At 70.4% G+C, this 20,199-nt stretch carries 20 protein-coding genes and 3 tRNA genes; 8 read left to right on the top strand and 15 right to left on the bottom strand.

Annotated features, from left to right (window positions below):
* Positions 1–113: 113 nt before the first annotated feature.
* Together ACFY3D_RS13655 and ACFY3D_RS13650 are read right to left on the bottom strand one after the other, a co-directional pair.
* Positions 114–1,193 carry a hypothetical protein gene (locus ACFY3D_RS13655; RefSeq protein WP_389978895.1) on the bottom strand — a complete coding sequence of 360 codons (1,080 nt, stop codon included), beginning with the start codon at positions 1,191–1,193 and terminating at the stop codon, positions 114–116.
* Between the two features lie 98 nt (positions 1,194–1,291).
* On the bottom strand, positions 1,292–2,248 hold the full coding sequence (locus ACFY3D_RS13650; RefSeq protein ID WP_389978892.1) for a thiamine-phosphate kinase: 957 nt from the start codon (positions 2,246–2,248) through the stop codon (positions 1,292–1,294).
* 51 nt (positions 2,249–2,299) lie between these two features.
* Here ACFY3D_RS13650 and ACFY3D_RS13645 point away from each other — a divergent pair, with 51 nt between their 5' ends.
* Both ACFY3D_RS13645 and ACFY3D_RS13640 read left to right on the top strand, forming a co-directional pair.
* On the top strand, positions 2,300–2,533 hold the full coding sequence (locus tag ACFY3D_RS13645; RefSeq protein WP_350949356.1) for an Lrp/AsnC ligand binding domain-containing protein: 234 nt from the start codon (positions 2,300–2,302) through the stop codon (positions 2,531–2,533).
* A gap of 73 nt (positions 2,534–2,606) precedes the next feature.
* Positions 2,607–3,053, top strand: a complete 447-nt coding sequence (locus ACFY3D_RS13640) for a DUF3515 family protein (protein WP_389978889.1) — start codon at positions 2,607–2,609, stop codon at positions 3,051–3,053.
* Here the strand turns inward: ACFY3D_RS13640 and ACFY3D_RS13635 are convergent.
* From ACFY3D_RS13635 to ACFY3D_RS13615, 5 genes are all read right to left on the bottom strand, one after another.
* On the bottom strand, positions 3,036–4,154 hold the full coding sequence (locus ACFY3D_RS13635; RefSeq protein ID WP_389978886.1) for a D-alanine--D-alanine ligase family protein: 1,119 nt from the start codon (positions 4,152–4,154) through the stop codon (positions 3,036–3,038). The genes ACFY3D_RS13640 and ACFY3D_RS13635 overlap by 18 nt on opposite strands.
* A 50-nt stretch (positions 4,155–4,204) precedes the next feature.
* Entirely contained in the window at positions 4,205–5,419 is a 1,215-nt protein-coding gene (locus ACFY3D_RS13630) for a trans-sulfuration enzyme family protein (RefSeq protein WP_389978883.1), read from the bottom strand.
* Positions 5,420–5,447: 28 nt separating this feature from the next.
* Complete coding sequence (locus ACFY3D_RS13625) at positions 5,448–6,458, bottom strand: NAD(P)H-dependent glycerol-3-phosphate dehydrogenase (RefSeq protein ID WP_350949360.1); 1,011 nt, start codon at positions 6,456–6,458, stop codon at positions 5,448–5,450.
* Positions 6,455–6,634: a hypothetical protein gene (locus tag ACFY3D_RS13620; protein WP_389978880.1), complete on the bottom strand. Its 180-nt coding sequence runs from the start codon at positions 6,632–6,634 to the stop codon at positions 6,455–6,457. Before ACFY3D_RS13620 ends, ACFY3D_RS13625 begins: the two co-directional genes overlap by 4 nt.
* A gap of 106 nt (positions 6,635–6,740) precedes the next feature.
* Positions 6,741–7,463: a lysophospholipid acyltransferase family protein gene (locus ACFY3D_RS13615; RefSeq protein WP_389978877.1), complete on the bottom strand. Its 723-nt coding sequence runs from the start codon at positions 7,461–7,463 to the stop codon at positions 6,741–6,743.
* Between the two features lie 78 nt (positions 7,464–7,541).
* Here ACFY3D_RS13615 and cofC point away from each other — a divergent pair, with 78 nt between their 5' ends.
* Entirely contained in the window at positions 7,542–8,201 is a 660-nt protein-coding gene (gene cofC, locus ACFY3D_RS13610) for a 2-phospho-L-lactate guanylyltransferase (protein WP_389777425.1), read from the top strand.
* 9 nt (positions 8,202–8,210) lie between these two features.
* On the top strand, positions 8,211–8,414 hold the full coding sequence (locus tag ACFY3D_RS13605; protein ID WP_350949364.1) for a hypothetical protein: 204 nt from the start codon (positions 8,211–8,213) through the stop codon (positions 8,412–8,414).
* A 160-nt stretch (positions 8,415–8,574) separates the two neighbouring features.
* On the opposite strand, the gene ACFY3D_RS13600 is transcribed toward ACFY3D_RS13605, so the two are convergent.
* The 4 genes from ACFY3D_RS13600 to leuC all read right to left on the bottom strand — a co-directional run bounded on the left by ACFY3D_RS13600 (position 8,575) and on the right by leuC (position 11,260).
* Positions 8,575–8,874 (bottom strand): HU family DNA-binding protein, encoded by a 300-nt coding sequence (locus ACFY3D_RS13600; RefSeq protein ID WP_386200819.1) that lies wholly within the window; start codon positions 8,872–8,874, stop codon positions 8,575–8,577.
* Between the two features lie 164 nt (positions 8,875–9,038).
* Entirely contained in the window at positions 9,039–9,293 is a 255-nt protein-coding gene (locus ACFY3D_RS13595) for a hypothetical protein (RefSeq protein WP_350949366.1), read from the bottom strand.
* Positions 9,272–9,859, bottom strand: a complete 588-nt coding sequence (gene leuD / locus ACFY3D_RS13590; RefSeq protein ID WP_350949367.1) for a 3-isopropylmalate dehydratase small subunit — start codon at positions 9,857–9,859, stop codon at positions 9,272–9,274. Before leuD ends, ACFY3D_RS13595 begins: the two co-directional genes overlap by 22 nt.
* Positions 9,860–9,871: 12 nt before the next feature.
* Positions 9,872–11,260, bottom strand: coding sequence for a 3-isopropylmalate dehydratase large subunit (gene leuC, locus ACFY3D_RS13585; protein WP_389978873.1), 1,389 nt, complete (start codon positions 11,258–11,260; stop codon positions 9,872–9,874).
* A gap of 70 nt (positions 11,261–11,330) precedes the next feature.
* On the opposite strand from leuC, the gene ACFY3D_RS13580 reads away from it, so the two are divergent.
* Together ACFY3D_RS13580 and ACFY3D_RS13575 are read left to right on the top strand one after the other, a co-directional pair.
* Positions 11,331–12,047, top strand: a complete 717-nt coding sequence (locus tag ACFY3D_RS13580) for an IclR family transcriptional regulator (RefSeq protein ID WP_350949369.1) — start codon at positions 11,331–11,333, stop codon at positions 12,045–12,047.
* A gap of 186 nt (positions 12,048–12,233) precedes the next feature.
* Positions 12,234–13,973: a hypothetical protein gene (locus ACFY3D_RS13575; RefSeq protein WP_350949370.1), complete on the top strand. Its 1,740-nt coding sequence runs from the start codon at positions 12,234–12,236 to the stop codon at positions 13,971–13,973.
* A 268-nt stretch (positions 13,974–14,241) separates the two neighbouring features.
* On the opposite strand, the gene ACFY3D_RS13570 is transcribed toward ACFY3D_RS13575, so the two are convergent.
* The 3 genes from ACFY3D_RS13570 to ACFY3D_RS13560 form a co-directional block, all read right to left on the bottom strand.
* Positions 14,242–14,314 (bottom strand) — tRNA-Glu (locus ACFY3D_RS13570).
* 13 nt (positions 14,315–14,327) lie between these two features.
* Positions 14,328–14,403 (bottom strand) — tRNA-Glu (locus ACFY3D_RS13565).
* 62 nt (positions 14,404–14,465) lie between these two features.
* A tRNA-Gln gene (locus tag ACFY3D_RS13560) sits at positions 14,466–14,537 on the bottom strand.
* A 175-nt stretch (positions 14,538–14,712) separates the two neighbouring features.
* Between ACFY3D_RS13560 and ACFY3D_RS13555 the strand changes: the two genes are divergently transcribed.
* Positions 14,713–16,695 carry a M3 family metallopeptidase gene (locus ACFY3D_RS13555; protein WP_389978870.1) on the top strand — a complete coding sequence of 661 codons (1,983 nt, stop codon included), beginning with the start codon at positions 14,713–14,715 and terminating at the stop codon, positions 16,693–16,695.
* 220 nt (positions 16,696–16,915) lie between these two features.
* Positions 16,916–18,622, top strand: coding sequence for a carboxylesterase/lipase family protein (locus ACFY3D_RS13550; protein WP_389978867.1), 1,707 nt, complete (start codon positions 16,916–16,918; stop codon positions 18,620–18,622).
* Between the two features lie 239 nt (positions 18,623–18,861).
* Here ACFY3D_RS13550 and gltX read toward each other — a convergent pair whose 3' ends face one another.
* Complete coding sequence (gltX, locus tag ACFY3D_RS13545) at positions 18,862–20,193, bottom strand: glutamate--tRNA ligase (RefSeq protein ID WP_389979192.1); 1,332 nt, start codon at positions 20,191–20,193, stop codon at positions 18,862–18,864.
* Between the last annotated feature and the right edge of the window lie 6 nt (positions 20,194–20,199).

Genomic DNA, 20,199 nt, shown 5'->3' with positions numbered 1-20,199 from the left:
CCCTCTGAGCGGCTCTCTGCCGGTTTACGGAGGGGAAACAGGATCCTTGACCGTCTACGGCTTCATTGGGACCGTGTGGGCGGTTTGGAGGGCTGTGTCGCGAGCGCCCCCGGTCAGGCGACGGAGCACTCTCCCTGGTCGCTCCAGCAGCTCGCCGGGATCTCCGCGTCCCCGCTCGCGGTGAAGGTGACGACGAATTTCTCACCGGCCCTCAGGTTCTTCCGCGACTCGATCACCAGGTCGCCGTCGACCTGCTCCCAGCCGGCTCCCCGCACCGAGGAGATCTCACCGCTGACCGGCAGGCTCACCGTCAGGTTCGCGACGTTCTCGTTCGCGGCGACCACGAGTTCGACGGTGTAGGTCCGCGACCTCTCCCGCACCACGCCGGCGCCGACCGTGATCGCGGCGCCCCCCGCGGACGGGGGCGCGACGAAGGTCGTCTCACTGGGCGCGGGATCGGGTCCGGCGCTGCTCAGGGGCTGCTCGGCGGGGGCCGGCGTCTGTTCGCCGACGACGAGGGGCTCGGGGGCGGAGCCGGGCTCGTCGGTGAGTGACGAGTCGTCGGGCCGGGCGTCGACGTCCAGGGGCGCGCGGGTGGCCTTCGGCGTCGGCGTGGGCCGGGGGGTGGAGGTGGTGCCTCCGTCTCCCCTGCGGGGGGAGGGCCGGTCAGGTGCGGCCGTGGGCCTCGCCTTCTCGTCCTCGGGCTCCGGAGTCTCGTCGCCCGTCTCCGCGGGCTCGTCCTCCGGCGCCGGTTCCTCGGTGGGCTCCTCGGCGAGGCCGGTGTCGTCCGCCTCCGGCAGCGGCTGGTTCGACGCCGCGACGCAGCCGGCGGGCGGGCAGTCGGCGGGGCTCTCCGAACCGGCCAGGGCCCGGACGCCGACCACGGTCCCGCCCAACACCACGGCCACCGCGGCGACGATCAGCAGTGCCTTCCTGACCCGTCCGCCGGATCCCTCTTCGTCCTCCGGCCACGGGTCGAGCGCGGTGGAGGTCGCTGCCGTGTCGGACGGCTCGGACTCCGAGGTCCATCCCGATCCCAGGAAACCCGTCCGGGTCTCGGCGCTCGCCGACTCCTCGGGACGGAGCCGGCGCCCGAGCGGCTCGTCCCTGGGACCCGGTTCCGGAGTGGGCTCCGGCCTGCGTTTACCCCGGTTGGGGAGAGCCTCTTCCCCGTTCGCGCCGTGGCGGCCCATGTGGCCCCTTTCTCGAGGGAATCTCGACCGCCCATCTTCATACCAGTTAGATAACCGTTTGTCGCAATTTTCACAAACATCACGGAAAGTGGTACATGTCACTCCCGGAAGTGATCCCAGCCTCCGCGATCAAGCAGAAGGCCCTTGACCTGCACACCTTCCCCCTCGACGACGTGACCCACCACGTTCCAGCCCTCCGGGAGCCCCAGGTGAGCGGGGAAGGTCGCGGCGAGGGCGTGGTCGTCGCCGCCGGAGAGAATCCACTCCAGCGGATCGACGCCGAGCAGCCGGGCGGCCTCCCGCATCACCGGCGGGACGGCGAACGCCTCCGGGTCGAGGACGAGCGCGATCCCGGCCGCCGCCGCCACGTGGCCGAGATCCTGGAGCAGGCCGTCGCTCACGTCGAGCATCGCGGTCGCGCCGAGCGCGGCGGCCTCCGGGCCGCGTGCGTAGGGGGGCAGCGGGCGGCGGTGGGCGTCGATCAACTCCGTCGGTCCCGTCGATCCCGCGCGAAGCAGCGCGAGCCCGGCCGCGGCGTACCCGAGGCGGCCCGCGAAGGCGATCACGTCACCGGGACGGGCCCCCGAGCGCGTGACCGGTGCCCGGCCGCCCAGGTCGCCGAGAGCGGTGACGGCGACCACGACGAGGTCGCAGCGGGTGATGTCACCGCCCGCCACCGCGGCGCCGACGAGATCACACTCGTCGCGGAAGCCGTCGGTGAGGTCGTCCAGCCAGTCGGTGGTGGCGTCGGCGGGCAGTCCGAGACCGACGACGAGACCGGTGGGATCGGCCCCCATCGCCACGACGTCGGAGAGATTCTGCGCGGCGGCCTTGCGGCCGATGTCGTAGCCACTGGACCAATCGCGGCGGAAGTGCCTACCCTCAATCAACAGGTCGGTCGTGACGACGACCCGTCCGTCGGGAGCGCTCACCACCGCGGCGTCGTCCCCAGGACCGAGCAACACGGCCCTACCTCGTGGCAAACGTCCGGCAATACGTGCAACAACCCCGAATTCGCCGAGATCTCCGACTGTGATGACACACCTCCCGTTCATCACAGGGTACGGTGGCCCTTCGGCACTGATCCAATCGCCCGGGAGGTCGCTATGGTGCAGGCCTACATCCTTATCCAGACCGAGGTCGGCAAGGCCGCGAACGTGGCGTCGGAGATCTCCGGTATCTCAGGTGTCACCCAGGCGGAGGACGTCACCGGGCCGTACGACGTCATCGTGCGCGCCGAGGCCCGCAACGTCGACGAGCTGGGAAAGCTCGTGGTGGCCCAGATCCAGGGTGTGGAGGGGATCACGCGTACGCTGACGTGTCCCATCGTCCACATCTGAGTTCGCGAATCGAGCCGGTGCCCGGTCTCACGTCCGGGTTCCCGGCTCCCGCATCCGACCCATGGAACGTGACATGCCACTGCGGTTCGCCCGCCGGACGGCGTGCGCCTGCGCCCTGCTGATCCTGGCGGGCTGCGGCGGCGCCGTCCGGGTCGAGCCTCCGGCCCCCGAGGGGCCGGCCGCCGCCGCCTGCCAGGCGCTCGCCGAGCGGCTCCCGCGCACGCTCGACGGCGCGGACCGTACGGAGTCCACCCCCGCCTCCCCCTACGTCGCCGTGTGGGGGGAGGCGCGCATCGCCCTGCGCTGCGGGGTGCCGCGACCGGTGACGATGTCACCGACCGACCAGGTGCCCGAGATCGACGGGGTGGCGTGGTACGCCGACCCGGCCAGGCCGACGCTGTTCACCGCGATCGGCAGGGAGGCCTACGTCGAGGTGACGATCGCGCGGGAGCACACCCCGCAGAACGTGCTGATCGATCTCGCGGCCCCCATCAAGAGCGCCCTACCGCAGACCGGGTGAGCGTTCGAGCGCGAGCCGGATCAGCCGGTCGACCAGCTCGGCGTAGGGCACCCCGGTGGCGGCCCACAGCTGCGGCGCGACCGACATCGAGGTGAACCCCGGCATGGTGTTGATCTCGTTGACGATCAACCGCCCGTCGGGGGTGAAGAAGAAGTCGACCCGGGACAGGCCCTCGCAGCCCAGCGCCTCGAAGGCGCGGACGGCCATCGCACGCAGCTCCTCCGCGGTCTCCTGGGGGATGTCGGCGGGCACGGACAGCGACATGTCGTCCCCGAGGTACTTGGCCTCGAAGTCGAAGAACTCGTGGTCGCCGTGGACCAGCACCTCGCCGGGCAGGCTCGCCCTGGGCGCCTCGTCGCCCGGCGACTCCAGCACCGCGCACTCGATCTCGCGGCCCGTGACGGCGGCCTCGACCAGCACCTTGGGGTCGTGCTCGCGGGCGAACTCGATCGCCCGCTCCAGCTCCTCCAGGTTGGCGGCCTTGGAGATGCCCTGGCTGGACCCGGCGCGCGCGGGCTTGACGAAGACCGGCCAGCCGAGCTCCTGGACCTCCTTGAGGACCCGGCCGCGGTCGGTCCGCCAGTCGCGGTCGCGGATCGTGACGTACGGGCCGACGGGCAGGCCCGCGGCGGCGAGCACCAGCTTCATGTAGGACTTGTCCATGCCGACCGAGCTCGCCAGCACCCCGGAGCCGACGTAGCGGACCCCCGCCATCTCCAGCAGCCCCTGGATCGTGCCGTCCTCGGCGAAGGGGCCGTGCATCACGGGAAAGACGACGTCGACCTGGCCGAGCTCGACGGGAATGCTGCCGGGGTCGTGCGCCACCAGCGAGCCGCCGCCCGCCGTCGAGGTCGCGAGCGCGAGGGTCGCCCCCGCCGCGTCGACGGCGGGCAGCTCACCGCTGTCGATCTCGTAGCGCTGCTCCCCCGAGGCGAGCACCCACCGGCCGTCCTGGGCGATCCCGATGGGGACCACCTCGTACTTGGATCTGTCGATGGCCTCCAGCACGCTTCCCGCCCCGAGAATGGAGACGGCGTGCTCGGAATTGCGACCGCCGAAGACGACGGCGACCCTCGGTAGAGGTTCGTGCTGCTCACTCATGATGACCGAATCTACCCCCTGTTAGGGGGCAATCCAGCTGTTGGACGCGCCTACCTACCCGATGTGGGTAATGAGTCGAGCGCCTTGGTCACGTCCATGATCAGATCCTCGGCGTCCTCCAGCCCGATGGAGAAGCGGACCGCCGCCGCGTCGACCCCGGATCCCTCACCGAGCCGCCCGTGGGCGGCCGAGGCCACGTGCGCGGCCTTGGTGCGGGTCCCTCCGGCGGAGGTGGCGATCGGGACGAGCTTGAGCGCGTCGGCGAGGGCCACCCCCGCGTCGTAGCCGCCGCGCGGGGTGATCGTCACGCAGGCGCCGTATCTCGTGCCCTCGGGGCCTGAGTCGAACAGGTGCCTGGCGAGCTGGTGGCCGGGGTGTCCCGGCAGTCCCGGGTAGTCGACCCGGCGCACGGCGGGATGCTTGGCCACGGCGGCGGCGAAGACCATCGCGGTGGAGCACATCCGGCGGACCCGCAGCGTCAGGGTCTCCAGACCTCGGCGGAGCAGGAACGCGTCGTCGGGGGAAAGGGTGCCCCCGGTGTCGATCCTGACCTCGCGCAGCTGGGCGATGAGGTCGGGACGGCCCACCGCCACACCTCCGGCGCAGTCGTCGTGGCCGCCGAGATACTTGGTCGCGGAGTGGATCACCAGGTCGGCGCCGTGTTCGAGGGGACGGCACACGATCGGGGTCGCGAAGGTGGAGTCGACCACCAGCAGCGCCCCGGCGGCGCGGGCGATCCGGTAGAGGCCCCGGATGTCGGAGACGGCCATGGTGGGGTTGGACAGCGTCTCCGCGTAGATGATCTTCGTGTTGGGTTTGATCGCCGCCCGCACCCGGGACAGCTCGCCGTAGCCGACGAAGTCCGCGCCGACCCCGAACCTGGCCAGCACGTTCGTGATCAGCGAGTGGGTCCCGCCGTACAGCGGGGTGGGGGCCACGATGTGCGCGCCCGCGCGCAGGAACGTCATCAGGACCGCGTTGACCGCGGCCATCCCCGAGGCGAACGCCTGGCCCGCCACGTCCTCGGGCGCCGCGGCGCCCTCCAGGGAGGCCACCGCCGAGGCGAAGGAGGCCGTGGTGGGGTTGTCGGCCAGGCCGTAGGCGTATCCGGGGCTTTTGTCGTCGAACGCCTCGGCGTACTCGGCGGAGTCACCGAAGTGCCACGCGGAACTGCGCCACACGGGAGGGCCGAGCGGGTCCTGCGGCGGCGGCTCGGGAGCGGGCAGGTGCACCGACCGGGTGTTCTCGCCCTTGCGTCTGCGCATCCGTCTGTTCATCGACCACGCCGTCCGTTCACAGGCCGTACCGTTCCGGCTTGGGAGTCCGCGACATCAGCAGCACCGCGGCCTCGCTGGGGGGCATCGCGTCGTGGACGACGGCCACCACCACCTCGGTGATCGGCATCTCCACATCGTGTTTTCTGGCCAGTTCGAGCACCGACTCGCAGGACTTGACCCCCTCGGCGGTCTGTTTCGTGGCGGCGATGACCTCGGTCAGCGTCATGCCTCGCCCCAGATTCTCACCGAAAGTACGGTTCCTCGACAATGGGGAGGTACAGGTCGCCACCAGATCACCCATGCCCGCGAGGCCCGCGAAGGTGTGCGGGTCCGCGCCGAGCGCCGCGCCGAGCCGGGAGATCTCGGCCAGGCCGCGCGTCATCAGCATCGCCCCGACGTTGTCGCCGAGTCCCATCCCCGCCGAGATGCCGACCGCCAGGGCGATCACGTTCTTGACGGCCCCACCGAGCTCGACCCCGATGACGTCGGGGTTGGTGTACGGACGAAACCAGGGCGGCAGGTAGCAGGCCTCCTGAAGTCGCTCCATCGCCCGCTCGTCCGTGCAGGCGACCACCGTGGCGGCCGGCTGGCCCCTGACGATCTCACCGGCCAGGTTGGGTCCCGACACCACCGCGACGCGCTCCTCGGGCACCTCGGCGACCTCGCGGATCACCTCGCTCATCCGCTTGGTGGTGCCCAGCTCGATGCCCTTCATCAGGCTGACCAGCACCGCACCGGGCGGCAGGTGCGGCTTCCAGCGGGTCAGGTTCTCCCGCAAGGTCTGGGAGGGCACCGCGAGCACCACGAAGTCGGCGCCTTCGAGGGCCTCGGCGGGGTCGACGGTGGCGCGCAGGGTCTCGGGCAGCACCGCGCCCGGCAGGTAGTCGGGGTTCTCGTGCCGCCGGTCGATCGCCTCGACGATCTCCGGCTTGCGTCCCCACAGCGTCGTCCGGGTGCCCGCCCCGGCGAGGATCATGCCGAAGGTCGTCCCCCACGAGCCCGTGCCGAACACGGCCGCCTTGGTCATCGGTTCTCCTCGGGCGTGGAGACCTCCGCCTCGGGGCGGGCGAGGAGGCGCGCGGCGCCGTACGGCTCCGTACCGGGTCCGGCGATGACCAGGTCACCACGGGGGTGACCTGCGGCGTCCTCACCCCCCGGACGGCGGGAAGGCGAAACGCCTGCGGAGTTGCTGTAGGACCTCAAGGGATTTCTCCTGGCGGGCGACCGATGGTGAATCAGGAACTCTCACGGGCGACCGTGGGAACCCCCTCCCCCTACGGAGGGGGGATGTCAACACCGTACGCCGAAGTCAGTTGTCGGACGGTCGCCTGAACGGCGTCTCGGGTGCCTTCTCCCCGCGAATCTCGGCCAGCTGAGCCGTGATCGCCGCCATGATGTCGGTGGTCGCCTCGCGCAGGACGTCGGCGGAGGGTGGCTCCCCCTCGCGTCCCGCGTACTTGGACAGGTCGACCGGCGGCCCCGTCTGCACGCTGAACGTCTTGCGCGGCAGCAGGCGGGGCCTCTTCGCGCCGTACGGCAGGATCTCCTGGGCTCCCCAGTGGGCGACGGGGATCACCGTCGCGCCGGTCGCCAGCGCGAGCCTGGCCGCGCCGGTCTTGCCCTCCATCGGCCAGAAGTCCGGGTCGCGGGTGCAGGTGCCCTCCGGGTAGAACATCACGCACGCCCCGGCGGCGAGCCGCCGCTTCGACTCCTCCAGCGAGCGCGCCGCGTCGGCGCTCCCCCGGTAGACCGGGATGGCCTGCATGACCTTCACCAGGTGACCGACGAGCGGTACGGAGAAGAGACCCGACTTGGCGAGGATCACCGGCCAGCGGCCGTGGTTGTAGAGGAAGTGCGCGACGAGGATGGGGTCCAGCCACGACAGATGGTTGGTCACCATGATGATCCCGCCCGTCCTGGGGAGGCGGTCGCTGCGGCGCCAGTCCTTCTTGACCAGGAGCCACGAGATCGGCTTGACGATGACGACGGCGAAGGCCACCCAGAATCGCGAAGGCCATCCGGGGCGTCTCATGGGCTCCTCCATCCGAGCGGGGTGCGCCTCAGTCTCCCGGTTCGCTCCGGGGGATGTCGAGGCGGGATGCTTAAGGCTATGTCTGCTTCGGAGAGCTCCGGCTGGACCCTGGTCGTCCCGGTCAAGACGCTGGTCGCCGCCAAGACCCGCCTGTCGGCCGCGGCGGGCCCGCACCGGGCCGCGCTGGCCGTGGCGATCGCCTGCGACACCGTCGAGGCGGCGCTGAGCTGCGCGCTCGTCGCGCGGGTGATCGTGGTGACGGGCGACCCGGTGGCCGCCGAGGCGCTCGGCGAGGTCGGCGCGCACGTGGTCGGCGATCCGGAGGCGGGGCTGAACGCCGCCCTGCGGCACGGGGCCCTGGAGGCGGCGCGGCTCGCGCCCGGCGACCCCGTGGGCGCCCTGCAGGCCGACCTTCCCGCCCTGCGTCCTGCGGAGCTGGCCCGCGTGCTGATCGCCGCCGCGGAGTTCGACCAGGTGTTCCTGCCCGACGCCGCCGAGATCGGCACCACCTTCTACGGCGTACGGCCCACGGTGCCGTTCACGCCGGGATTCGGCGGCGAGTCGCGGGAGCGGCACCTGCGGCGCGGCGCGAAGGAGCTCTCCGTACAGGACGTGGAGTCGGTTCGCCACGACGTGGACACCCCGGACGACCTGCGTCTCGCGCTCGCCCTCGGCGTCGGCCCCCGCACGCTGGCGATGGCGCGGAGGATCTCGGCGTCGAACCGGGACGACGGTTAGGCTGGACGGATGCAGGCGACGGTGCGGGACTTCGATCCGGCGACCCGGTCGGGGTCGGTCTTCCTGGACGACGGGACCCAGATCCCGTTCGGGGCGGCGGCGTTCGACGCGGGGCCGCTGCGGCTGCTCAGGTCGGGCCAGCGGGTCAACCTCGTGATGGACGGCGACGACGTCACCTACGTCACCCTCTCGACCTTTCCGCTGCCCGGATAGCCCGGAAAGACGACCCTCGCGGCCCGGTCGCGAATCGGTCGCGAAGACGAGGACGACGAGGACAGGGTTTCGGGAAAACTCTCGGGCGCCCGGGCCGCCCGGCGCAAAAGCCGGGCGCCCGGACTCCCGTGACGGGAGTCCGGGCGCCCGTGCCCGGGACCTACCGCTTCTTCGACGACTTCTTGCCGCCGTTGTTGACGAGTTCCTTGAAGTCGGAGCCGGGCCGGAACTTCGGCCCCCAGCTCTCGGCGACGTGAATCTCGGCACCCGTGGAGGGGTTGCGGGCGGTGCGGGCCGGCTTGTGCACCATCTCGAAGGCGCCGAACCCCGTGATCGAGACCTTGTCGCCACTCGCGACGGCGGTCTGGATGGCGTCAAGCACCGCGTTCACGGCCTCGGTGGCCGTCTTCTTGTCGCCCACCCGATCCGCGATGGCGTCGACGAGTTCCTTTTTGTTCATTAAGGTTGCTCCCCCTGCTTACCGATGTCCGGGAGTGGGTCACGAGGCAGAAAACCCGTCTCACCCGATTTGTCACGGCGAGGGGTCTCATCACAGATCTCTCATCAACGATCACGACGAGAAACCCCTTGCCCGCTTGAAATTAGGGGACGGAGCCGTATGACTCAATCACCTTCCGCAATGTTTCCAGTGCTCGGCGTATCCGAAACCACGACATCAATACTGAGAAGGAACAAATCAAGACGCCCGGCGGCGTGTTCGAGGTCGCGTTTGGCCATATCGCAGATGGCGAGAAGGCGCCGGGCGAGACGTTTTCTCTCCTCGGCGGGGACGGGCAGAGACCGGACGTGGCGGTGCGCCTCGCGCAGCCGCCACGCCAGCTCGTGTTCTGAACGCGTCAGACGGTCGTCGGCAGCCATGGCTGCCGACCATTCTCGTATGTCCCGATGGCATCGGCGTTGCGCAGGGTCAGCCCGATGTCGTCCAGGCCCTCCATGAGCCGCCAGCGCGTGTAGTCGTCGATCTCGAACGCGACGCTCTCCCCGCCCCAGCGGACCTGGCGCTCCGCCAGGTCCACGGTGATCTCCAGGGTGGGGTCCGCCTCCACCGCGGCCTGCAGGGCCTCGACGGTCTCGCCGGGCAGGACGACCGGGAGCAGGCCCATCTTGGTGGAATTATTACGGAAGATGTCGGCGAACCGGGCCGCGATCACGACGCGGAAGCCGTACTGCTGCAGGGCCCAGACCGCGTGTTCGCGGGAGGAGCCGGTGCCGAAGTCGGGTCCGGCGAGCAGGATCGTGGCGCCCTCGTGGGCGGGGTTGTTCAGGACGAAGTCGGGGTCCTCGCGCCAGGCGGAGAACAGGCCCTTCTCGAAACCGGTCCGGCTGACCTGCTTGAGCCAGACGGCGGGGATGATCTGGTCGGTGTCCACGTTGCTGCGGCGCAGCGGCACGGCCCGGCCGGTGTGGGTGACGAACGCTTCCATCGCGAGGACTCCTTACAGGCCGGCGGGCAGATCGGCGGGCGCGGTGAGTTTGCCGGTGACGGCGGTCGCGGCGGCGACCTGCGGGGACACGAGGTGCGTACGGCCGCCCTTGCCCTGACGCCCCTCGAAGTTGCGGTTGGAGGTCGAGGCGCTGCGCTCGCCGGGGGCGAGGGTGTCGGGGTTCATGCCCAGGCACATGGAACAGCCCGCCTCGCGCCATTCGGCGCCCGCGTTCTTGAAGACCTCGTGCAGCCCCTCCTGCTCGGCCTGGAGCTTGACCAGCATCGAGCCGGGCACGATCAGCGTGCGCGTGACGACCTGGCGCCCGCGCAGCACGTCGGCCGCGGCGCGCAGGTCCTCCAGGCGCCCGTTGGTGCAGGAGCCCACGAAGACCGTGTCGACCTGGACCTCGCGGAGCGGGGTGCCCGCGGTCAGGCCCATGTACTCCAGGGCGCGGGCGGCGGCGGCCGGGTCGCCGGTGTCCTCCGGGCGCGGCACGGACGTCCCCAGCGGGGCCCCCTGGCCAGGGTTGGTGCCCCAGGTGACGAACGGGGTGAGCGTCGAGGCGTCGATCTCCACGACGGTGTCGAAGACGGCGTCCTCGTCGGTCACCAGCGTCTTCCAGTACGCGACCGCGGCGTCCCAGTCGGCGCCGGAGGGCGCGTGGGGACGGCCCTTGAGGTATTCGAAGGTGGTCTCGTCGGGAGCGATCAGGCCCGCGCGGGCGCCCGCCTCGATGGACATGTTGCAGACGGTCATCCGGCCCTCCATGGAGAGCCTGCGGATCGCCTCACCGCGGTATTCCACGATGTAGCCCTGGCCGCCGCCGGTGCCGATCTTGGCGATGATCGCGAGGATCAGGTCCTTCGCCGTGACGCCGGTCGGCAGCTCGCCGGAGACCTCGATCGCCATCGTCTTCGGCCGGTAGGCGGGCAGCGTCTGGGTGGCCAGCACGTGCTCGACCTCGGAGGTGCCGATGCCGAACGCGATGCCGCCGAAGGCGCCGTGGGTGGAGGTGTGAGAATCACCACACACGATCGTCATGCCGGGCTGGGTCAGACCGAACTGCGGGCCGATGATGTGGACCACGCCCTGCCCCGCGTCGCCCATCGGATACAGCCGGACGCCGAACTCCGCGCAGTTCTTGCGCAGCGTCTCGACCTGCACCCGCGACACCGGGTCGTCGATGGGACCGCGCACGGTCGGGACGTTGTGGTCCTCGGTGGCGATGGTGAGCTCGGGACGCCGGATGGGGCGGTTGGCCATGCGCAGGCCGTCGAACGCCTGCGGGCTCGTCACCTCGTGAATGAGGTGCAGGTCGATGTAGAGCAGGTCGGGTTCTCCCTCGGCACGTCGTACGACGTGCTGCTCCCATACCTTCTCAGCGAGCGTGCGGCCCATGTCGCCTCCTTGCGATCGGCTGTCCCACTCCCACTTGCTTTCTCATATGTCGAGACTGCAGTATCGGTGTATGGACAACTCTAGCGGAGTCGGCGTACTGGACAAGGCCGTCCTCGTGCTCAATGCCCTCGAAGCGGGACCGGCGTCCCTCGCCCAGCTCGTTCAGGCCACCGGCCTGGCCCGGCCGACCGCCCATCGGCTCGCCGTCGCGCTGGAGCACCACCGCATCGTCTCCCGCGACACACAGGGCAGGTTCGTGCTGGGCCCGCGCCTGTCCGAGTTGTCCACGGCCGCCGGCGAGGACCGGCTGCTCGCCGTCGCCTCCCCGATTCTCACCCAGCTGAGGGACCTGACCGGCGAGAGCGCACAGCTCTACCGCCGCCAGGGTGACGAGCGGGTCTGCGTGGCCGCCGCCGAGCGCGCCAGCGGACTGCGCGACACCGTGCCCGTCGGCTCGGCCCTGCCGATGCTCGCCGGTTCCGCCGCGCAGATCCTGCTCGCCTGGGAGGAGCCCGACCGTCTGCACCGAGGACTGCGCGGGGCCAAGTTCACCGCCGCCACGCTGGCGAGCGTACGGCGCAGGGGCTGGGCACACAGCGTCGGCGAGCGCGAGCAGGGTGTGGCCAGCGTCTCGGCGCCGATCAGGGGCGCGGGCGGCAAGGTGGTCGCCGCCGTCTCGGTCTCCGGCCCGATCGAGCGCCTGACCCGCACCCCCGGCCGCCTCCACGCCGCCCCCGTGGTCACCGCCGCCGAGCGGATCACCGAGTCGATGCGCCGCGCCAACTGAGGACGAGCGGATCACCGCCGTTCGCCGCGGTGAGGGCGCTTTCCGCCCTCGACGGCCGGATCGCGGGGCCGGAGGCAGTGCCCGGACAGTGCCCGGACAGTGCCCGGGCCGCGCGCCGGTTGACACCCGCCGGTCGGCGGGCGATATGAGGAGGCGAGCACCCCCGCGGCCCCCTAGGCTGGGAAGGTGACAGATCGCATCGAGGCAGCCGCGGCTGAACTGCGTCCCCTGCTCCAAAACTTCATCCTCTGGGCGCGTGAGAACGCGCCCGGCAGCGATTCCAACCTGGTGGGCTCCGTCGCCCTGTGGCACCGCCTGATCGCCTCCGACGACGTCGGCCGGTGGAAGCAGTCCGACCTGCGCACGGTGCTCCTCGATCGGATGCCCCAGGTCGTCGAGGACCCCGACGCCGCCGCCGACGGCATGGTGCCCGCGATCCGCGCCTACCTGACCTTCCTGTCGGAGTCCGACCGTCTCGCCAAGGGCTCGGCCTCGCTGAGCGACCTGCTCTCCGAGCTCGACCGCCTCGAAGACGATTTCGTCGACGCGATGGAGGAGCTCGTCGTCGAGGAGGACGAGGACGAGGAGTACGACGAGGAGGAGTCCGAAGGGCTCGGCGACTTCGAGCCGTTCGCCGACGAGCTCTCCGAGCTGCCGACGATCAGGCTCCGGCCCGACAGCGAGCTGGCCGCGGCCACCCGTAAGGCGACCCTGATCACCAAGGCCCGCGACCTCGCGGTCTGGGTCGGCTCCGAGCGCCGGGTGGGCGAGACGAGCCTGCTCACCGACACCGAGATCACCGAGGCCCTCGCGGTTCTCGGGCTTCCTGTCCCGGAGAAGCCCGGCGCCTCGCTCGCCGACTCCGTCCCCGCGCTCTGGAACATCTGGAACCTCGCGATCGACCTCGACTTCCTCCAGCCCGAGGGGGAGGACACCGTGAGTGTCGACGCCGACACCGCGGAGTGGCCCTTCGAGGAGGACGACGACGCCCTCGACGCGTGGATGGCGGGCCTGCAGTCCATCGACTACGGCGACCCCGAGCTGGAGGACGAGGAGGCCACGATCGCCCTGTCCGGGCTGACCAGGGCACTGCTGGTCCGGGTGCTGCTGGCGACGGGCTCGAAGCCGCTGGCCGAGCTGCGCACCGAGCTGGCCGAGGCCGCCGCCGAGTACGACGACCTGGGCGCCGACGCCTGGGCCGCCGCCACCGCGCAGTACGGCGACCCGCTCAACCCCGTGCTCGACTGGCTGATCGGATACGGCATGGTCGAGGTCGAGCACGACCAGGTGCGGCTCACGCCGCTCGGCATGGAAGGCGTGGTCCACCTCGTGGACGACGCCGACATCGAGCTGGACGCCCGGCCGGCCATCGACGCGATGACGGCTCTCGACCTGCTCTCCTTCGGCGCCGAGCTTCCCGAGGAGGAGGCGGACGCCGAGTTCGCGGCCTGGATGGAGCTGCGCGCCCCCGAGCAGGCCGCCAGGGACCTGCTGGAGGCCGCGGCCGAGGACGACGCGGACGCGCTGATCCGGGTCCAGGCGGCCAGCATGGTCGGCTCGCTCGGCGACGTGGCCGTGCCCGCGTGGCGGGAGGCTCTCGACGAGCCGTCCCTGCGCCCGTACGCGGCCACCCACCTCGCCCAGCTGGGCGTCGAGGACGCCCCCACGCCCACCCAGTCCGACACCCACTGGCTCATCCTCGACATGCTGACCATCTCCGCGGGTCTCGGCCGCCCGGAGTTCGTCAGCAGCCTTGACGACATCGGCAACGTGCCGAATCTCGTCAGCCTGCTCGAAGTGATCTGGAAGGTGCCGCACCCGCACCTTGAGGAGCTGCTGGAGGCGATCGGCAAGGCACACCCGGACAAGCAGGTGGGCAAGGCCGCCAAGCGGGCCCTCTTCAAGGCCCGCTCCGGGCAGAACTAGCCCCACGTTCCCGGAGAAGGGGCTCCAGGCTCTGTTCAGAGCCTGGAGCCCCTTCTCCGTTCTGCACGGCTCTCAAAGCCCTCAGGGCCGACTCCGTTCCACGGGGCCCGGATGACCGTGGTCCGGGAGCGGGTCCGGGAATCCGTGAGGTGAATCGAGTGGGGCGGCGAGATGGTCGCCGTGCACGCTCGCGAGCGGGCGCACAGGAAATTCAAGAAATCCGGAAATGCAAAAACCCCGGAAGCCGTTGCTTCCGGGGTTCGCGATGTAGCCCCGACCGGATTCGAACCGGCGCTACCGCCTTGAGAGGGCGGCGTCCTAGGCCACTAGACGACGGAGCCTTGCGAGAGACAGTGGTAGTCCCGACCGGATTCGAACCGGCGCTACCGCCTTGAGAGGGCGGCGTCCTAGGCCACTAGACGACGGGACCCTACACACTGTCATCGGAGTCGGAGGGAACCGAATCCGCAACATCTTCCTGAGAAGATGCAGCTGGGGTACCAGGACTCGAACCTAGAACAACTGAACCAGAATCAGCCGTGTTGCCAATTACACCATACCCCACCGCACTGGACCCCCTTGCGGGGCTCGCTGGCGACTCCGAAAGAATAGCCCAGGTTGGGGGTCAAGACCAAAACGATTGCCGGAGGCCCAATCGCGGTATCACCGGGCTGTCGCCACGAAGGTCCACCGTGTAACGCTGCTGGGGAGATCCAGCCGCATGTGAGGAGTTTGCGCCTTGACCGACAACCCGTTCTTCACCCCCAGCGAGCTGCCCTACGGGCTGCCGCCGTTCGCCCTGGTCAAGGAGGAGCACTACCTTCCCGCCTTCGAACGCGGCATGACCGACCAGCTGCGTGAGGTGCGGGAGATCATCGAGAACCCGGAGGCCCCGACGTTCGCCAACACGATCGAGGCGCTGGAGCGCTCGGGTCGCGTCCTCCATCGGACCGTGGTCGTTTTCTCCACCCTTTCCGCCTCGGACGCGACCGACGGCATCCGGGATATCGAGACCCAGATCTCCCCCAGGCTCACCCAGCACGCCGACTCCATCCGGCTGAACCGCTCCCTGTACGCCCGGATCAAGCAGATCACCACCGACGACGCGGAGGAGGCGTGGCTGCTGGAGAAATACCGCGTCGACTTCGTCAGGTCGGGAGCCGACCTTTCCGAGGCCGACCAGGGGCGTCTCAGGGAGCTCAACGAGGAGCTGACCAAGCTCTCCACGACCTTCACCCAGAACCTTCTCGCCGCCTCCACGGACTCCGCGCTCGTCGTCGAGGACGTCAAGCTGCTGGACGGGCTCTCCGAGAGCGCGATCAAGGCGATCGAGAAGGACGGCTCGTACGTCCTGGCGCTGTTCAACCACACCAACCACCCCGTCCTCGCGGAGCTGACCGACAGGGAGACCCGCAGGAGGCTGTACGAGCTGTCCACGGGCCGGGCTCCCGAGAACTTCGAACTGGCGGCCAGGATGGCGACGCTCCGCGCCGAGCGGGCGGCGCTGCTCGGCTACCCCAGCCACGCCGCCTACTCCGTCGCCGATCAGACGGCCAAGACCACCGAGGCCGTCGAGGAGATGCTCGGCAAGCTGGTGGGACCCGCGGTGGCCAACGCCCGCCGGGAGGCCGAGGCGCTGAGCGAGGAGGCCGGTTTCCCCATCGAGCCGTGGGACTGGTCCTTCTACGCGGAGCGGGTGCGCAAGGCCAGGTACGACTTCGATGGCGCCGACCTGCGTCCGTACTTCGAGTTGGACCGGGTGCTGCGCGACGGCGTCTTCCACGCGGCGGGCGAGCTGTACGGGGTCGTCTTCTCCGAGCGGGACGACCTGGCCGGATACCACCCGGACGTGCGGGTCTTCGAGGTGTTCGAGGCCGACGGCTCGCCGCTCGGGCTGTTCCTGTTCGACCCGTACGCCCGGCCCACCAAACGCGGCGGTGCCTGGATGAACGCCCTGGTCGACCAGTCGCACCTGTTGGGCACGCGGCCCGTGGTGATGAACAACCTCAACATCACCAAGCCCGCCGAGGGGCCGACGCTGCTCACGTTCGACGAGGTCAACACCGCCTTCCACGAGTTCGGCCACGCCCTGCACGGCCTCTTCTCCGACGTGCGCTTCCCCCGGGTCTCCGGCACGGCGGTGCCGCGCGACTTCGTGGAGTATCCCTCGCAGGTCAACGAGATGTGGGCCACCTGGCCGTCGATCCTCGCCAACTTCGCCAGGCACCACGAGACCGGCGAGCCCGTGCCCGCCGAGCTCCTGGAGAAGATGAGGGCCGCGGAGAAGTTCAACCAGGGCTTCGCCACCGTCGAGTATCTCGCGGCGACGCTGCTCGACTGGTCCTGGCACAAGCTGGCGGCGGGCGAGACCGTCGAGGACGCGGAGGCGTTCGAGAACGCGGCCCTGGAGCGCAACGGGATCGCCTTCGAGCTGGTCAGACCCCGCTACCGGACCAACTACTTCGCCCACATCTTCTTCAGCGGGGTGGGCGGCTACAGCGCCGGCTACTACTCCTACATCTGGAGTGAGGTGCTCGACGCCGAGAGCGTCGACTGGTTCAAGGAGAACGGCGGCCTGGAACGCGGGAACGGCGATCACTTCCGCTCCACCCTGCTGTCGGTCGGCGGTTCGCGGGACGTGATGGACGCCTTCCGTGACTTCCGTGGGAGCGACCCGCGCATCGAGCCCCTGCTGAAGCGCCGCGGGCTGCTGGTCCCGTAACCGGTCCCCCGGGAAGCTCCGCCCGCCGGCCCTCTCACCCCGTGCGGTGTCCGCGTCGCGGAGGTTTCCTCAGAGGGTCACCCGGGGTCTTCGAGCGGCCTCCGAGGCGATGACCTGCCGGTTTACGCTTCGGTGCAGCGCCGGGGTGTGGCTTCCCACACCCCGGCCGGGACCACAGACCCAATGCGCCGGAAAGCGGGCGACGGGCATCGTGGACGCCATGAGACGACTACAGCGAAGGACGGGCGCCGTGCTCGTCGCCGGCCTGGCGGGCGCCCTGCTGCTGGGAACGGCGACCCCGGCGACGGCACGGCAGGAGACGGCACGGACACCGCGGGCCACCCCCGCCGTCTCGACCTCCACCGCCGGTACGGGCGGGCCCGGCGGGGATGTGAAGGTGCGCACCGACGCCGGGTGGGTGAAGGGTGCGAAGGTAGGAGACCACCGGCTCTTCCAGGGCATCCCGTACGCCGCGCCCCCGGTCGGAGAGCTGCGCTGGCGATCACCGCGGGCCGTCACCCCGTGGCAGGGGGTGCGCGACGCCACCGCGCCCGGCAACCGGTGCGCGCAGACCGCCGACGTCTGGGGACTGCCGGGAAGCGAGGCGGAGGACTGCCTCTACCTCAACGTGACCGCGCCCGCGTCGAGCGCCGGGAAACGCCTCAAGCCGGTCATGGTGTGGCTGCACGGCGGGAGCCTGACGAAGGGGGCCGGCAGCGACTACGACGCCCGCAGGCTGGCCGTGCGGGGCGACGTCGTGGTGGTGACGGTGAACTACCGGTTGGGGATCTTCGGGTTCTTCGGGTATCCCGGGCTTGAGAACTCGGGGGCGTTCGGGATCGAGGACCAGCAGGCGGCCCTGCGCTGGGTGCGGCGCAACGCGGCGGCCTTCGGTGGCGATCCGCGCAACGTCACCCTGGCCGGTGAGTCCGCGGGGTCGCACTCGGTGTGCGCGCAGCTCGCCTCCCCCTCGGCGGCCGGGCTGTTCCACCGGGCGATCACCCAGAGCTCCCCGTGCGGCGCGGGAAGCTTCGAGGGGACTCCGCTGAGGCCGGTCCTGGACGTGCCCCTCTGGGTGCCCCAAGCCTCCCACGAGGGCTACGGACAGTTCCTCGCCACCGGGCTGGGGTGCGCCGACCCGGCGACCGCGCTCGCCTGCCTGCGGGGCAGGCCGGTGGCCGACCTGCTCGCCCAGCAGCCCCTCCCGCTGCCGGGGTACGGCAACGCGGTGCTGCCCGAGGATCCCGCGAAGGTGCTCCAGGAGGGCCGATTCCACCGGGTGCCTGTGCTGACGGGCATCACCCGGGACGAGGGCACGCTGTTCACCTCGCTGATATTCCCGCCGATGACGGCCGCCGAGTACGAGACCGCCGTCAACGACAGGTACGGCGCCGCGGGACCCGACATCCTGGCGCGTTACCCGCTGAGCGCTCACGGCGACTCGCCCCTCCAGGCGGTCTCCGCCATCATGAGCGATCTCGACTGGGCGTGGCCGGCGCGCGACACCGACCTGCTGCTCGCCCGGCACGTGCCGACCTTCTCCTACGAGTTCACCGACCGTACGGCGCCCGTGCTCTTCCCGTTGCCCAACGGGATCAGGCCGCTCGCCTCGCACGGCTCCGAGCTGTCGTTCCTCTTCGGGGTCGGCTGGGAGTCCGCCCCGCTCACCCCCGCGCAGCGACGGCTCGGGGACACGATGATCGACTACTGGTCGCGGTTCGCCGCCGTCGGCGATCCGAACCGGCCGGGACTGCCCGTCTGGAAGCCCGTGCGTCCCGGACACGGCACGCCGTACGTGCAGGAGCTGTCCCCGGGACAGGGCGGTATCAAGCCCTTCGACCGCGCCTCGGCCCACAACCTCGGCTTCTGGGACGAGCTCGCCGGGCGGGGCACGGAACGGGGACGTCCCTCGGGCTCCCCGTCCTGAGCTTCTCGTCCTGAGATCCTTCCCCGTGACCGCGGTCACGGGGAAGCGGCGAGAAAAGCGACGGCCCGCCCCGGGCAGAGACCGGGGCGGGCCCTCAGCCTTTGCAGGCCGTGCAGGCCCTGCAGGCCGGAAGCCTTTTCAGGGCCCGGGCCCGGTCGGGCCTGGGGCCCCTTTCTCCTTCGGGTCCCTCAAGGCATCCGATCGGGTGTGAAAGCCCGTCCGAAGCCCGCGAAGCCCGATCAGGCCTGGAGCCTCGCGAGGGCGGCACGCAGACGCTCGATGGAGCGCTCACGGCCGAGGACCTCGATCGACTCGAACAGCGGCAGGCCCACGGTCCGGCCGGTGACGGCGACGCGTACGGGGGCCTGGGCCTTGCCGAGCTTGAGGCCCTGTTCGAGGCCGACCTCCTCCAGCGCGGTCTTCAACGACTCGGGATCCATGTCGACCGTCTCCATACGGGCGAGATAGCCGGTGAGGATCTCCACGGCGGAGTTCTTCATCGCCTTGTCCCACGACGCCTGGTCGAAGACGGGCTCGTCGAGGAAGAGGAAGTCGACGTTCGCCGTGATCTCGGACAGGACCGCGATGCGGGTCTGGGCGAGCTCGGCGACCTTGGCGAAGGTCTCGCGGTCCCAGCCGGGCTCCAGCCACGGCTCGCATCGGGCGACGAACTCCTCCAGGGGCAGCGCCCGGATGTACTCACCGTTGAACGCGCGGAGCTTCTTCTCGTCGAAGAACGCCGGGGAGGGGTTGACGTCCTCCAGCTTGAACAACGGCACCATCTCCGACCAGGGCATGATCTCCCGGTCGTCGCCGGGGCCCCAGCCGAGCAGCATCAGGTAGTTGACCATCGCCTCGGCCAGGTAGCCCTCCTCGCGGTAGGACTCCAGGGCGACCTTGTCACGTCGCTTGGACAGCTTCTGGCGCTTCTCGTTGACGATGACCGGCACGTGCGCCCAGGTGGGCGGGGCGACGCCGAGCGCCTCCCAGAGCAGCTGCTGCTTGGGCGTGTTGGACAGGTGCTCCTCGGCGCGGACCACGTGGCTGATCCGCATCTCGACGTCGTCGACGACGTTGGCCAGCACGAACAGCGGGGAGCCGTCGCCACGCGCGACGACGAAGTCCTCCATCGCGTTGTTGGGGAACTCGACGGTGCCGCGGACCAGGTCCTGGATCACGGTGACACCCTCGTCGGGGGTGCGGAAGCGGACCGCGCCCTCGCTCAGGCCACGGTCGCGGCAGAAGCCGTCGTAGCCCTGGTGCTCGGAGCCGGTGCGCGCCTTCACCTCGTCGCGGGTGCAGGTGCAGTAGTAGGCCCGGCCGCCGGCGACGAGCTTGGCCACGGCCTCGCGGTGCTGCTCCTCGTACGACGACTGGAAGTAGGGGCCCTCGAAGGCCTGGCTGTCGTCGTTGACACCGATCCAGGCGAGCGCCGAGATGATGCCCTCGGTCCATTCCGGCCGGTTGCGCGCGGCGTCGGTGTCCTCGATGCGCAGCACGAATTTTCCGCCGGTCTGCTCGGCCAGGGCCCAGTTGAACAGCGCGGAGCGGGCGCCGCCGACATGGAACATGCCGGT

It is taken from the genome of Streptosporangium sp. NPDC000509 (assembly GCF_042898365.1).
GTDB lineage: Bacteria > Actinomycetota > Actinomycetes > Streptosporangiales > Streptosporangiaceae > Streptosporangium.
The sequence above is the reverse complement of the archived record's forward strand: the minus strand, read 5'-3'. Positions and strand labels throughout refer to the sequence as shown.

Bases quoted from the DNA above. Each gene is read 5' to 3' on its own strand.
- ACFY3D_RS13655 (WP_389978895.1), bottom strand. From the start codon at position 1,193: ATGGGCCGCCACGGCGCGAACGGGGAAGAGGCTCTCCCCAACCGGGGT.
- ACFY3D_RS13650 (WP_389978892.1), bottom strand. From the start codon at position 2,248: ATGAACGGGAGGTGTGTCATCACAGTCGGAGATCTCGGCGAATTCGGG.
- ACFY3D_RS13645 (WP_350949356.1), top strand. From the start codon at position 2,300: ATGGTGCAGGCCTACATCCTTATCCAGACCGAGGTCGGCAAGGCCGCG.
- ACFY3D_RS13640 (WP_389978889.1), top strand. From the start codon at position 2,607: ATGCCACTGCGGTTCGCCCGCCGGACGGCGTGCGCCTGCGCCCTGCTG.
- ACFY3D_RS13635 (WP_389978886.1), bottom strand. From the start codon at position 4,154: ATGAGTGAGCAGCACGAACCTCTACCGAGGGTCGCCGTCGTCTTCGGC.
- ACFY3D_RS13630 (WP_389978883.1), bottom strand. From the start codon at position 5,419: ATGCGCAGACGCAAGGGCGAGAACACCCGGTCGGTGCACCTGCCCGCT.
- ACFY3D_RS13625 (WP_350949360.1), bottom strand. From the start codon at position 6,458: ATGACCAAGGCGGCCGTGTTCGGCACGGGCTCGTGGGGGACGACCTTC.
- ACFY3D_RS13615 (WP_389978877.1), bottom strand. From the start codon at position 7,463: ATGAGACGCCCCGGATGGCCTTCGCGATTCTGGGTGGCCTTCGCCGTC.
- cofC (WP_389777425.1), top strand. From the start codon at position 7,542: ATGTCTGCTTCGGAGAGCTCCGGCTGGACCCTGGTCGTCCCGGTCAAG.
- ACFY3D_RS13605 (WP_350949364.1), top strand. From the start codon at position 8,211: ATGCAGGCGACGGTGCGGGACTTCGATCCGGCGACCCGGTCGGGGTCG.
- ACFY3D_RS13600 (WP_386200819.1), bottom strand. From the start codon at position 8,874: ATGAACAAAAAGGAACTCGTCGACGCCATCGCGGATCGGGTGGGCGAC.
- ACFY3D_RS13595 (WP_350949366.1), bottom strand. From the start codon at position 9,293: ATGGCTGCCGACGACCGTCTGACGCGTTCAGAACACGAGCTGGCGTGG.
- leuD (WP_350949367.1), bottom strand. From the start codon at position 9,859: ATGGAAGCGTTCGTCACCCACACCGGCCGGGCCGTGCCGCTGCGCCGC.
- leuC (WP_389978873.1), bottom strand. From the start codon at position 11,260: ATGGGCCGCACGCTCGCTGAGAAGGTATGGGAGCAGCACGTCGTACGA.
- ACFY3D_RS13580 (WP_350949369.1), top strand. From the start codon at position 11,331: ATGGACAACTCTAGCGGAGTCGGCGTACTGGACAAGGCCGTCCTCGTG.
- ACFY3D_RS13550 (WP_389978867.1), top strand. From the start codon at position 16,916: ATGAGACGACTACAGCGAAGGACGGGCGCCGTGCTCGTCGCCGGCCTG.
- gltX (WP_389979192.1), bottom strand. From the start codon at position 20,193: ATGTTCCATGTCGGCGGCGCCCGCTCCGCGCTGTTCAACTGGGCCCTG.